The organism is Metabacillus rhizolycopersici (assembly GCF_020075705.1).
In genome coordinates, this window is sequence record NZ_JAIQUM010000111.1 from 1 (window position 1) to 11,065 (window position 11,065).

The following is an 11,065-nucleotide window of genomic DNA, read 5'->3' on the forward strand; positions in this document are numbered from 1 at the left end:
TCTTATTTTATTCGTTTATGCAGGATTTTATACATCGTTGATAGATCAACGTTTTTGGCTTCAGAAAAAGCCTGGCAGCTGCATAAAAATGGGGGGGTTTATGCAATATAATTAGCTGTATAATGATTTAGAGGTGGAAATAATGGACCAACAAGTAAAGAAAGTATTTAAAGAAATTAATACCGATCTAGATAGACTAATTGATTTTGCTTTAAACCCAAACCCTAAAAAATATAGAGAAATTGAAGAAATACATAAAAGGGCCGTAGAAAACTTAAAAGCAGTAGAATTCAATCTTATAAGAAAATAATCTTTATTAGATAGTTCATTGTTAAAAAAGCTTGTTTTATGCAAATAAAAAAGGACATTTTCTTTATGCCCTAGTTCCTGGTATCGGCCCCACCTACGCCAGATACTATGACGGCCACACATGCCATCCAACCCATTATCATTATAATGGAAAGCGCTTACATTTTCAAAGGTTAATAGAAAACAAGTTTCGACATAATTAAACTCAGGTAACTTTATTCAAGTTTTATTTGCAGGATTTGAAAATTATCTGTTTAATTAATAGATTATAGCGACCGTTACGATTGGGAGGTAACGATATGGAAAATTACTCAACTAAAGATATAGCCAATATGACCGACATAGCAGAAAGTACAGTTAGGAAATACGCTCAATTATTAGAAGGTAATGGTTATGTTTTTAACAGGAATATCAGTGGTTATCGTATCTTTACAAAACAAGATGTAGAAGTGTTTCTCGAGTTCAAAAATGTTTCTAAAAGTGATAATTCCGTTGAGGAAACAGCGAATATCATAGCGAGTAAATATACCGTAAAACCCAATACAGCTGAAGACGATGTATCGGCTAATATGCAGTTAGGTCAAGGGATAGAACGTGATATGCTGACTGATTTAATAAAAAAAGTAGATGTATTAACCGATATGAATGAAAAACAGACAAAGTTTAATGAAGAACTACTCAAACGACTAGACCAACAACAGAAATACATAGATCAACGCTTAGAGGTAAGAGATCAGAAGTTAATTGAATCATTAAGACATTCACAAGAAGAACGACAAGCACTATTACAAATAGCAGCTGCACAAAAAGAAGAGAAAAAGAAAGGATTATTTGCTCGACTATTCGGCAAGTAAAAAAGAGGGATTGGAATTACAGACCTCCTTAGGGAATTTCCAAGAATAGATCAGCAGCATCTACTTTATTGATTTTATTTCTTCGCTAGTATCCTTCTCCCTTGCTCTATTTATTGCAACCAATGCGATTGTTAGTATGAGTAAACTAAGCGTATTTACCGTGTATCCATTTACTTGTATGTATATTTCTTTTGTGTAGATAAAGCGAATAGCAAACCATATTCCAAATAAGACTAATAGGTCGTTATGTATATCGAAGATTTTTCTAGCCATGTCTATACTCCTTTTATTATTAGTTCACCAGTATTATTTACTTTTTTTGGTAATCTATACGTTGATAAACCTTTAGGTTAGTTACTGATTGCACCTTTAAGGTGCATTTGTTGCCTTTATGGCAACATTGGTTTTAGTCGTTTTGTATGGTGATCCAACGTGTTGACGTTGGCGGGGGTGGTGGGGCGAGTAGCCCTACGGTTTTTTGTTTTAGCACGCTTGCGTGCTTGCCTGCTTACAGGCAACATAGCGTCGCAGACCACACGACTTTACGCATGTAAAGTATAGTGTGCTATACTTTACATGGAAGTTTTTGCCGGATTATAATGATAAATAGAGGTGTACATAGAGGGTGGTGGAGACATGAGCTTTGCGATATGTCGGATGGAGAAAATGAAGTCTCATGATTTAAAAGGGATGCAGTTTCATAATCAGAGAGAAAGGGAGAGTAAAACGAATCCTGATATTGATCAAGATCGTTCCCATTTGAATTATGATTTGGTGAATGCTGAAAAAATTGATTACAACAAACAAGTCAAAGAGATCATTGAGAGTCAGAAAACTGGAACAAGGAAAACCAGGAAGGATGCCGTCCTGGTGAATGAGTTGTTGATCACATCTGATCGAGCGTTTTTTGATCGTCTAGATCCAGCTGAAGAAAAGCGATTCTTTGAAGAGAGCTATAAATTGTTTGCGGATCGATATGGCGAGCAGAATGTCGCGTATGCGATGGTCCATATGGATGAAAAAACGCCCCATATGCATTTAGGGGTTGTTCCCATGCGTGATGGGAAGCTGCAAGGGAAGAATGTTTTTAATCGGGTGGAATTGCAGTGGATTCAGGATGAGTTTCCAAAACATCTGCAGAAGCAAGGATTTGATGTAGAGCGAGGGGAAAAGGGATCGGATCGAGAGCATTTAACGACCCAACAATTTAAAGCAAAGACGCTAAAAGAAAAAGTTGAAGGATTAGAACATACGTTACATGAGAAACAAGCAGTAAAAGAGGAAATGGAAATATCCATCAAGGATATTGAAAATCGCTTAAGCGATTTGGGGAAGTCATTAGATCATGTGAAAAAGTTGGACGAGATTGAAGTGAAGCAAGAAAAGAAGATGGGTTTATTTGGGTCTGACAGGGTCATATTGGAGCGAAAGGACTTTGAGGGTATTGAAACCTTAGCGAAAGCTTCAGAAGTGCTTAGAACGGAAAATAGGCAGCTTAAAATAGAAAATCAAAAACTTCATGATGGAAAAGACAAGCTTGTAAGGGAACGTGACTTGGCCAGAAATGAAAATGTAGAGTTGAAGAAAGAAAATAAGAAGCTGAATAAAGAGAATGACTTTTTGAAACGAACATTGGAACGAGTAAAGGAATTGTATCAGGAAAAATTGCCTGAATTGGCGAACATCATCGGATATGTGAAGGCAAGTATTTTAGACAAAGCGAAGGAAAAGTTGTTAAAGCGATATTTTGTCGATGATGAAATCAAAGGGGCTCAAAAATTTGCCCTGGATAAACAGGAGCAAGAAAAGCAGATCCAACCGACTCGAAAGGGAAATCGTGATCGTAATGATGGTCTGGAAAGATAAAAAGTTGTATTAGATCAATTTAAGGAGAGTGTGTAAACATGAAAAAAATGTTGATTTATAAAGAAAATGGAGAATTTGTTATAGAAAGAGTAAGTGAATTTAATCATGATTCTAAACAGAATTTTATAAGTGAACAGGGTTTTTTAGAAGGATTGCAGTCTTATCAGCAAGTAATGGCAGAATACGAATTAGAGGTATCTGATGAATTATGGTCATTGGTCATTAATTTTTTAAATAAACCAATGTGAATTGTTTTTGATCAGTTGTCGATTTTTCATGCAATAAAATTCGCTCATTTACTTGATTTAAGTTACTGAAAATAATATAATGATTATAGTAACGTTAATCAAAAACAAGATGGAAAAACAAGTGAAAATGGGAGGTTTTTAAAATGGATCATGTGATTGAAAGTTTAAGAGAGTGGTTAAGAATTTATGAGGATGATGCTCCAGGAGACAGAGATGAAAAAGCAATCAGGCATATAAAACAAGCGATTAATGAGTTAAATAAATACTATGGTGATTCAAAAATGAAACGAGAATCGAATGATTGGTCTGACTAATAGAGGGGAAAGTAGGTGGTATTAGTGCAAAACTTTACTTGTATGAGCTGTGGTAAAGAATTAAAACTAGAAAACAAGATTTTTGAAAAAGCATATAAGGATCATGAGAAATGCTTAGATTGTCGTCCAAAGCATGGAGGGTATCGTGAGGGGGCAGGTCGTCCTTCTATTGGGGTAACAAAAAAGGTTTCAGTTACTTTACCAGCTGACATTTGGAATGAAATTGGGGAAGAAAAAGGTGATCTCACAATGTCGGCTTATTTTAGAGAGTTGGCTTTGAATCGATCAAAAGGTAAGGAATCATGATTTGTTCTTACTGTGGTTCTGAAAATGGACAATATGCTAAAGCATGTGGGTTTTGTGATGCCTTTTTGAAAAAGGAACGCCCAAAAATGAGAGAATTTGTTTACTTAGATCAAGTAGAATTACCTTTTGGGGAGCTTTCGCAATTTCACACTTATGATTTATTGATTTTGCTTCGATTGGTGAGAGAAGAACGGTCAAAATGTTATAACCTTATGAGAACGGTTCAGAAGGGCTCAGAATTGATCGAAATTGATTCTGACACATTAGTCTTTTCGGAAAAAGAATATAGGTGCTATACGGCACGTATGAAGGTTATAGAGGGTATCTTAATAGATAGAATGGGGTACAAGCCTAAAAGAGTAGATAATAAGCTGTTAGAGAGTTTGAGAGTGAAGATCGAAAATGGGTAGAAAAAAGGTGATTTTATTGTTATTGTCGAAAGATAGAAAAATGAGAAAAACCGCCTATGCTTTGGACGGCTGGCGGTTTCTCGAAAAAATGCAAGGGATTAGTCCCTTTATTAATTTAAATATTGGTATTTATATTCTATCATATTGGGACTAATTCCTGCTAGATAGGGAGAGGAATTAGATGAAAAAAGATAACATAGTAGATTTTGGACAAGCTGAAAAAAATGCTAGAAAAAGAGATTTTGAGAAAGATTCAGAAGCAAGAGAGAAAACTGAAGAATTGAAAAAATCATTATTAGAGCAATTAAAAGAGCTTACTGGGGAAGAACATTTTATTGGAACCAGTAAAGATCCATTTGCAGGGGAGCCATTTAATCAGACCATGCATAGAAATTTAGATTTGTTAACCCAAATTGATTATTTAACTCAAGCAGAAGAAAGCTTTTTGTTTAGAACTCAAGCATATTTAGAATTTAAAAGTAATGTGATTATTTGCAGAGAAGATAAATTTAAAAAGAAACGTAAAAATGTTGAAGATGATTTTGAGCTTCCAAAGGCTGCAACTGTTTCAGATATTGCTGAAATGATAGGAAAATCAAGACAAAAAACGTCTGCTATTATGAATAGTTTAAAAGATAAAGAGATTTTACTTAATCCGGAAGGGGCAGGACAGACCATTGAAAATGGAAGAACTGTAAGCCCTAGAACATGGATTGTGAACCCTTATATTATGATTTGTGCACCTAGAAAAAATAATGTTCAATTAGATAAGCTAACTATGAGATTATTTCAACACTCTTTAAAAAACCTTAAGGATCAGAATGGTAAAAAGGTGAGTTTACCTGCAAGATTTTTTTAATAAAAGATTTTAGATCGTATCTAAAAAATGATACGGTCTTTTTGTTATTTGGAATTATTTAGGTGTCACGAAAAGGTGACAAAAACACCTCAAAGTGTCACGAAAAGGTGACACCCAAAAAAGTCCAATAAACTCAGTCGTACCAAGGCTTTAAACCACATTTATAAACATCTCCCTATTATCATTATTGTTTAATAGCAATTCGCCCTTTGTTTTGGAATACTAAATTTTGTATTTTTTCGTGATTGCCTTAAAGGCTAAAAGGTTGCCATTAAGGCAACCAAAATTTCTTATCTGTAAGTGGGTGTACCCTTTGTAAAGCTACAAGTTATACTGTTTAAAAAAGGAGAGCTGTGAAATGAGAACCTGTTTCATGTGTAAGGATACAATAGACAATACAGTCAGTAATTCTCGTTTAAGGGAAATAAAAAAGGCAGCTAAAGATTTTCCTGGATCGAAAAAGGAAGAAATGAATCAAATTAAAGTACTTACATTAAAATTCGCTAACAAAAAAATCTGTGAGTATTGTTACTTAAAAGAAATGGCCTTCTTGACAACAGTTATGAGGATCAAAGCTATGAAGGATAAAGAAGCAAGTTCTTAAAAAGGAACTTTTTGAGATAGTCAAAATGAAGTCTCTATTAAGCGTTTTTTATTGAATAATGAATCGAAAATATAAGGTTAATAATAGGTAAATAAATTTCTCTTTTATTTTGGTTTTGAAATGGAGATACAGTCTATCACACAGTCATTTGTGACTCCTCCCTTAACGTCGTAAACAGTAGAAGACCTCGACCACACGTACATTGTGATCGAGGTCTTCTACTACTGGTTTTAGGTCGGAGTCACTATAAGAGTGTGAATGTTGATGAATTATTAGTTAAGTGATATTCTGAATTAATAAGTAAAGAAGTAAAGAAACCAAGAAATAAAAAAATAAGGAAATTTGGTATATAAATAGAGTGGAGGGACATAAATTATGATGATGGCGAAAAAAGAATTGGAGCGATTGACGATGCCTAAATCAAGACGTCCAAGAAAAATAAAACGAATTGCAGTTTCAAGTAAGAGACAAATTAGCATTCCAAAAGAATTTTATGAAACATTAAACATTGGTGAAGAAGTCACACTAGAGCTACATGGGAATCATTTAGTTATAAAGCCTGTTCATGAGGGGTTTGATGATTTTTCTGAAGAAATTTTAGCTGATCTTATTAACGAAGGTTACACCGGTATGGATTTGATGGTTGAATTTAAAAATCGTAAGGCACAGTTAGGATCTGCGATAGATTCTCTCATCTCTGAAACTGCTAATACAGAAACTATAGAAATTGATGATCTTTTTGAGGTCGATGATGATGAGTGATTTTCAATTAAAAGTATCACCAGTAGCAAAGAAATTCTTTAAAAAACTAAAAGACAAGAAATTGGAACAGAAGTTTCGTTTAGCTTTACAAGATATCCAGCTAGATCCATTCAGTGTAGGTGAACAAAAAAAGGGTGATTTAGCTGGTGTTTATGGTTATGACATCAAACATAATGGTATTAACTACGAAATAGCTTATAGTATCCAAGAAGATGATGAAGGAAACCTAGTATTAGTTATTTTAGCTGGAACTAGAGAACAATTTTATAAAGAATTAAAAGTTTACATAAAAGCATCGAAAATAAATAAAAGTTAATTTAGGTTTATCCGGTTAACCATTGCTATAAGTGGGTTTATTAGTTAACTAATGTTATAGGAAGATTTTCAACTTCAGTTAACATAATTGCAATTATAGGTAATAAAAAACCATCAGATTCAGCAGGAACTGATGGTTTTTTGTTAGATTTTAAGTTCAGAAAGTCGTACTAATTCAACTTGGCCTAATGAATCATTTTTCTTGATCTCACAAGTAGGCCCAGTACCAGCGTTCCTGTAACGAGGGGCAAAGTAAGTAACAGAAAAGCGAAGCTACGGAAAAATCTAAGTGTATCATAAAGGTTTTTAACCAGGTATTGTTACAAGAAAATTATGTGACAGTATTTTGTTACACCGTATTTAGCGCATTTTGGTGGTAAATACGGTATGACTGAGCCCTGTATCTAAACAGGTCGTTTTTGTTACGGTATTATCTCTGTAAAAATTATCCGATTCTTTGGTACAATACTCTATTTTTAGGGCCTACTTTGCCCCTGGTCGCAGCTACGCTGGTACTAGGCCAAGTTAAGGTTTTCATGTTTCTCTATCAGTCTTATAAACTTATTTTTTCGATGCAACAAGAATCTAGTAATGAATAAAATCTAGTCACCATAAAATCAATTATAGGTAATAAAAAAGCTATTTTTAGAGGGGCTCTCTTAATTAACTTTTAAGTTTCTTCGTTTGATTTTAATGTTAGGTGGAAAGGATATAGTTGAAAAGTAAAAAGGAGGAATCAAATGGAAACTAGTATGAGTGTTGAAGAGGTTGTGAATCAAATTTCTGAACTAGTGCAAAGAGAAGGAAAGTCACTTCGTAAAAAGCAAGTAAAGAAGTCAAATCCAGAGCTTATGAAAAATGCATTGTATTATTTTCCAAGTTGGGAAACTGCAATTGAACAGAGTATTGGATCTTAATCTTCAACCATACATAAAATATTTATTTTCCAAATTGATGTATAATCCTTTAGTTTTTGCAAAAATTAAAAATACTATTGATCGAACCAAAGAAACTGCCTGACGGGAAAGGGCGGTTTCTTTCGTTTTGTAGAGATAAAATTTAAGTAAGTAATAAAAAGATAAACGGTGGGGGAAAATACAATTGTAATAGGGCTGAAGACACTCTATAACTCATCTTAGTTTAAAAAACTATAGATTGGATATCACCTTTCATTGAGAGCAGACTGCAATGCCACAGTTTGCTCTTTTTTATGTTTCAATATCGTTAACTGAAACCATGCTTATTTTTCATACTTCTCTAGAAAGTCGGTTAATGCTAAATGGAATACATCTGACTTATTGATCCTCTCCGTTTCACAAAACTTATCTAAACGTTTACCAATGATACGATCAATAACAATAGTCTTTCTTGTTTTGTCACTTTGTGGCAACTGTTTGACACGGTCATAAAGACTTAACTCATTGCTCTGTGTAGTTGAGGCAACCTCTTTCCACGATTTAAGCATTTCCTTAATCATATGGATTTCATCTTGGGTGAATTGCTCATGAACAGTAGGTGAATGATGTATGAATTCTTTATTACTCTCTGTGAATTTCTTATTACTTTGTGTGAAAGGTGTATGAACCTTAGGTGAACTAGATTTCACATAATCAAAAATACTTTTATCAAGGGGTTCTTCACCTTCTCCAATAAAAAACCAACCCTTTTGACCAGAGTTTCTAAATTCATATCCAGCCTCTTTTAATGCGTTTCTAAATGGTTTTTCACTTATGCCAGGTATTTGTTTAGCCAGATCGCCTATCTTTACTCCTTCTTGTGCCAATGCTTCTAAAATGCTTCGTATTAATGCTTTTTGATCTACACTCATAAATTATTCACCCTCATTTCACTTAAACTCATGTATGTATTATTCGATGTGAAATGTGTATGACCTTCAAGTGAGCTTACATTAAAGTATTAAAATAAATGGAGACTAAAAAGATCGAGAGCAAGGTTAAAACCTTGTGAAAGATCCTCCCTCCCTTTTCTCCAAAATTCATTTTGGGGAAGGGTGGGCGGAGATAAACATGCTATCACGCATGGTAAAAGCCTTGCTACGCAAGGTCTAAAACGGATATCATATCTTACTAGAATGATATCTATTGTTGTTTCCCCTATATGTAACAAGGGGTTAGGGGGCTATCACCCCTGTTTTCTCTTAGTGAACAGAAGAAGGGGCTCTAGTCAATATAAGCGATGTTATCGGCATATGAAAAAGGATCTTCGACTGTGAAGATCCTTTTAGGCTGCTTGTTTAATTAAAAAGCGCCCTATAGTTGAAGATAGGACTGAAAAACAACTCTACTAGTACATATTATTTCACACTTAGTAAATATTAAACTCATTACAAATTATAAGGACAATATGACTATGACTGATAAGTTAGAAGCTATTCTGTGGAGTATAGCTCTCCCAGGCTTTGCTCAGTTATTAAACAGAAAATTTGTTAAAGGTATAATTTTTATTTTTTTGGAGTTCCTCGTTAATGTTAATAGTCATTTTAATACTGCGATTTTGTATAGCTTTCAAGGAAACATTAGAGAAGCAATCGAAGCAACAAATTACCAATGGCTAATGTTTTATCCCTGTCTATATATGTTTGCTATGTGGGATGCATATAAAGATGCCGAAGGAGAAACTCCACCTTATTCATATCTTCCTTTTGTATTTGGAGCTTATTTTGTAACAATTGGGCTTATGTATTCACCTTCACTAAAGTTAGGACAAATATTATTAGGTCCTGTGTGGCTTCCAATTTTATCTTTAATTCCAGGTTTATTGGTAGGGAATTTTATTAAGTGTATGTTAATGCGTATTAAAGTTCGATGATAGTGGTTATTTTTTATAGTAAATACAATAAATGGAGGCTTATATTATGACTGAAAAACAGGCTTTGAGTTCAAGTGAATTAGGGACATTGTGGATGACCTATCAGCAAAAAACTATGGTACAAAGAATTTTTGAATACTTTATAGAACAAGCAGATGACAAACGAGCTAAAGAAATTATGCAAGATTTTCATATGAAAGTTATTAACTATATTGAAGATATAAAAAACATCCTCAAAAATGAAGGTGCTGTAATTCCCGTTGGATTTACAGAACAAGATGTCAATACTGGCGTTCTTAAGCTATATGACAACATGTTTGATATCATGTTTCTTCGACTTAATGTAGAAATAAGCATGGGATTACATACACTTCATTTAAACATGGCATACCGAAAAGATATCGTCCTTCTTTATAAGGAATTAACTGCATTTACCCAGAGTGTTTACGATGAATGTGTAGACTATCTACAAGAAAAAGATGTTTTACCACGTCCTCCTGCTGTATCCATGCCAAAGACTATAGAGTTTGCAAATGGAACCAATTATATGAGTGGTTTTAACTTGTTTTCTGAAAAACGAGCATTGAATACAGTTGAAGTAGCACATTTATACAATGCAATTGAAACAAATATTCTTGGAATGCAAATGATAACGGGGTTCGCACAAGTGGCAAATGAACCTGAAGTGAAAAAATATTTCATAAAAGGAAAGGAATTAGCGAAAAAAACTGTAACTGACTATACACAATTATTTCTTCAGAGTGATATACAACCACCTTCAACATGGGGGGCAAATGCAACAGACTCAAAGGTATCTCCTTTTTCAGATAAACTAATGATGTACTGTACGAGTATGCTTTGTAGCTTTGGTTTAGGAAGCAATGCTTTAGGAACAGCATTTAGTTTACGAAATGACCTCCCATTAAAAATGGTTGGTACAGCAAAAGACGTATTAACTTATGGGCGTGACGGTGGAAAAATCATGGCGAAAAATGGTTGGCTAGAAGAGCCACCTCAAATGCAAGATAGGAACGATTTAACTAAATAATCAGATGATATAAATGACATATAGGGAAATGAATAATATCCAGCATCTTGAAAAAACTACCTTACCCCTAAAAGGTAGTTTTTTCCCCTTTTTGGTATGTATAGAGCATGCAAAATCAGTTAACATAATAACAATGATAGGAAGTAAAGAAAAAGACCATAAAAAAAGCGAACCCCTTGGTACCAAAGGGATTCGCTTTTGTCTAGGATATCCTTCTTATTTTATTCGTTTATGCAGGATTTTATACATCGTTGATAGATCAACGTTTTTGGCTTCAGAAAAAGCCTGGCAGCTGCATAAAAATGGGGGGGTTTATGCAATATAATTAGCTGTATAATGAT

General features: G+C 34.0%; 17 protein-coding genes. 15 read left to right on the forward strand and 2 right to left on the reverse strand.

Features of this window, described 5'->3' with window-relative positions:
* Nucleotides 1-142: 142 nt before the first annotated feature.
* Nucleotides 143-310 carry a hypothetical protein gene (locus K9V48_RS25265; protein ID WP_224141865.1) on the forward strand — a complete coding sequence of 56 codons (168 nt, stop codon included), beginning with the start codon at nt 143-145 and terminating at the stop codon, nt 308-310.
* A 298-nt stretch (nt 311-608) separates the two neighbouring features.
* The gene (locus K9V48_RS25270; protein WP_224141866.1) at nt 609-1,163 is read left to right on the forward strand and encodes a DUF3967 domain-containing protein; all 555 of its coding nucleotides are present in this window, start codon (nt 609-611) and stop codon (nt 1,161-1,163) included.
* A gap of 60 nt (nt 1,164-1,223) precedes the next feature.
* Here K9V48_RS25270 and K9V48_RS25275 read toward each other — a convergent pair whose 3' ends face one another.
* Nucleotides 1,224-1,436, reverse strand: a complete 213-nt coding sequence (locus K9V48_RS25275) for a hypothetical protein (RefSeq protein ID WP_224141867.1) — start codon at nt 1,434-1,436, stop codon at nt 1,224-1,226.
* A gap of 363 nt (nt 1,437-1,799) precedes the next feature.
* Here K9V48_RS25275 and mobV point away from each other — a divergent pair, with 363 nt between their 5' ends.
* The 10 genes from mobV (at nt 1,800) to K9V48_RS25325 (ending at nt 7,764) form a co-directional block, all read left to right on the forward strand.
* Nucleotides 1,800-3,029, forward strand: coding sequence for a MobV family relaxase (gene mobV, locus K9V48_RS29525; protein ID WP_308012625.1), 1,230 nt, complete (start codon nt 1,800-1,802; stop codon nt 3,027-3,029).
* Between the two features lie 38 nt (nt 3,030-3,067).
* Nucleotides 3,068-3,277: a hypothetical protein gene (locus K9V48_RS25285; protein WP_224141868.1), complete on the forward strand. Its 210-nt coding sequence runs from the start codon at nt 3,068-3,070 to the stop codon at nt 3,275-3,277.
* Nucleotides 3,278-3,420: 143 nt separating this feature from the next.
* Nucleotides 3,421-3,591 carry a hypothetical protein gene (locus K9V48_RS25290; RefSeq protein ID WP_224141869.1) on the forward strand — a complete coding sequence of 57 codons (171 nt, stop codon included), beginning with the start codon at nt 3,421-3,423 and terminating at the stop codon, nt 3,589-3,591.
* Between the two features lie 15 nt (nt 3,592-3,606).
* Nucleotides 3,607-3,897 carry a hypothetical protein gene (locus K9V48_RS25295; protein WP_224141870.1) on the forward strand — a complete coding sequence of 97 codons (291 nt, stop codon included), beginning with the start codon at nt 3,607-3,609 and terminating at the stop codon, nt 3,895-3,897.
* Complete coding sequence (locus tag K9V48_RS25300; RefSeq protein WP_224141871.1) at nt 3,894-4,307, forward strand: hypothetical protein; 414 nt, start codon at nt 3,894-3,896, stop codon at nt 4,305-4,307. Before K9V48_RS25295 ends, K9V48_RS25300 begins: the two co-directional genes overlap by 4 nt.
* A gap of 181 nt (nt 4,308-4,488) precedes the next feature.
* Nucleotides 4,489-5,166: a Rep protein gene (locus tag K9V48_RS25305; RefSeq protein ID WP_224141872.1), complete on the forward strand. Its 678-nt coding sequence runs from the start codon at nt 4,489-4,491 to the stop codon at nt 5,164-5,166.
* Between the two features lie 358 nt (nt 5,167-5,524).
* Entirely contained in the window at nt 5,525-5,770 is a 246-nt protein-coding gene (locus K9V48_RS25310; protein ID WP_224141873.1) for a hypothetical protein, read from the forward strand.
* A gap of 375 nt (nt 5,771-6,145) precedes the next feature.
* A complete protein-coding gene (locus K9V48_RS25315) occupies nt 6,146-6,532 on the forward strand; it encodes an AbrB/MazE/SpoVT family DNA-binding domain-containing protein (protein ID WP_224141874.1) in 387 nt (128 codons plus the stop codon).
* Nucleotides 6,525-6,848 carry a type II toxin-antitoxin system RelE/ParE family toxin gene (locus K9V48_RS25320; protein WP_224141875.1) on the forward strand — a complete coding sequence of 108 codons (324 nt, stop codon included), beginning with the start codon at nt 6,525-6,527 and terminating at the stop codon, nt 6,846-6,848. The genes K9V48_RS25315 and K9V48_RS25320 overlap by 8 nt, the downstream gene beginning before the upstream one ends.
* Nucleotides 6,849-7,587: 739 nt before the next feature.
* Complete coding sequence (locus tag K9V48_RS25325) at nt 7,588-7,764, forward strand: hypothetical protein (RefSeq protein WP_224141876.1); 177 nt, start codon at nt 7,588-7,590, stop codon at nt 7,762-7,764.
* Nucleotides 7,765-8,087: 323 nt separating this feature from the next.
* Here K9V48_RS25325 and K9V48_RS25330 read toward each other — a convergent pair whose 3' ends face one another.
* The gene (locus K9V48_RS25330; RefSeq protein ID WP_224141877.1) at nt 8,088-8,675 is read right to left on the reverse strand and encodes a hypothetical protein; all 588 of its coding nucleotides are present in this window, start codon (nt 8,673-8,675) and stop codon (nt 8,088-8,090) included.
* Between the two features lie 536 nt (nt 8,676-9,211).
* On the opposite strand from K9V48_RS25330, the gene K9V48_RS25335 reads away from it, so the two are divergent.
* The 3 genes from K9V48_RS25335 to K9V48_RS25345 are packed head-to-tail and all read left to right on the forward strand — an operon-like array spanning nt 9,212 to nt 11,049.
* Nucleotides 9,212-9,676, forward strand: coding sequence for a hypothetical protein (locus K9V48_RS25335; RefSeq protein ID WP_224141878.1), 465 nt, complete (start codon nt 9,212-9,214; stop codon nt 9,674-9,676).
* Nucleotides 9,677-9,722: 46 nt separating this feature from the next.
* Nucleotides 9,723-10,724 carry a DUF3231 family protein gene (locus K9V48_RS25340; protein WP_224141879.1) on the forward strand — a complete coding sequence of 334 codons (1,002 nt, stop codon included), beginning with the start codon at nt 9,723-9,725 and terminating at the stop codon, nt 10,722-10,724.
* Between the two features lie 13 nt (nt 10,725-10,737).
* Nucleotides 10,738-11,049, forward strand: coding sequence for a hypothetical protein (locus tag K9V48_RS25345; protein ID WP_224141880.1), 312 nt, complete (start codon nt 10,738-10,740; stop codon nt 11,047-11,049).
* Nucleotides 11,050-11,065 lie beyond the last annotated feature (16 nt).

Excerpts from the sequence above, each read along its gene's own strand:
- K9V48_RS25265 (WP_224141865.1), top strand. The coding sequence starts at position 143 with ATGGACCAACAAGTAAAGAAAGTATTTAAAGAAATTAATACCGATCTA.
- K9V48_RS25270 (WP_224141866.1), top strand. The coding sequence starts at position 609 with ATGGAAAATTACTCAACTAAAGATATAGCCAATATGACCGACATAGCA.
- K9V48_RS25275 (WP_224141867.1), bottom strand. The coding sequence starts at position 1,436 with ATGGCTAGAAAAATCTTCGATATACATAACGACCTATTAGTCTTATTT.
- mobV (WP_308012625.1), top strand. The coding sequence starts at position 1,800 with ATGAGCTTTGCGATATGTCGGATGGAGAAAATGAAGTCTCATGATTTA.
- K9V48_RS25285 (WP_224141868.1), top strand. The coding sequence starts at position 3,068 with ATGAAAAAAATGTTGATTTATAAAGAAAATGGAGAATTTGTTATAGAA.
- K9V48_RS25290 (WP_224141869.1), top strand. The coding sequence starts at position 3,421 with ATGGATCATGTGATTGAAAGTTTAAGAGAGTGGTTAAGAATTTATGAG.
- K9V48_RS25300 (WP_224141871.1), top strand. The coding sequence starts at position 3,894 with ATGATTTGTTCTTACTGTGGTTCTGAAAATGGACAATATGCTAAAGCA.
- K9V48_RS25305 (WP_224141872.1), top strand. The coding sequence starts at position 4,489 with ATGAAAAAAGATAACATAGTAGATTTTGGACAAGCTGAAAAAAATGCT.
- K9V48_RS25310 (WP_224141873.1), top strand. The coding sequence starts at position 5,525 with ATGAGAACCTGTTTCATGTGTAAGGATACAATAGACAATACAGTCAGT.
- K9V48_RS25315 (WP_224141874.1), top strand. The coding sequence starts at position 6,146 with ATGATGATGGCGAAAAAAGAATTGGAGCGATTGACGATGCCTAAATCA.
- K9V48_RS25320 (WP_224141875.1), top strand. The coding sequence starts at position 6,525 with ATGAGTGATTTTCAATTAAAAGTATCACCAGTAGCAAAGAAATTCTTT.
- K9V48_RS25325 (WP_224141876.1), top strand. The coding sequence starts at position 7,588 with ATGGAAACTAGTATGAGTGTTGAAGAGGTTGTGAATCAAATTTCTGAA.
- K9V48_RS25330 (WP_224141877.1), bottom strand. The coding sequence starts at position 8,675 with ATGAGTGTAGATCAAAAAGCATTAATACGAAGCATTTTAGAAGCATTG.
- K9V48_RS25335 (WP_224141878.1), top strand. The coding sequence starts at position 9,212 with ATGACTATGACTGATAAGTTAGAAGCTATTCTGTGGAGTATAGCTCTC.
- K9V48_RS25340 (WP_224141879.1), top strand. The coding sequence starts at position 9,723 with ATGACTGAAAAACAGGCTTTGAGTTCAAGTGAATTAGGGACATTGTGG.
- K9V48_RS25345 (WP_224141880.1), top strand. The coding sequence starts at position 10,738 with ATGACATATAGGGAAATGAATAATATCCAGCATCTTGAAAAAACTACC.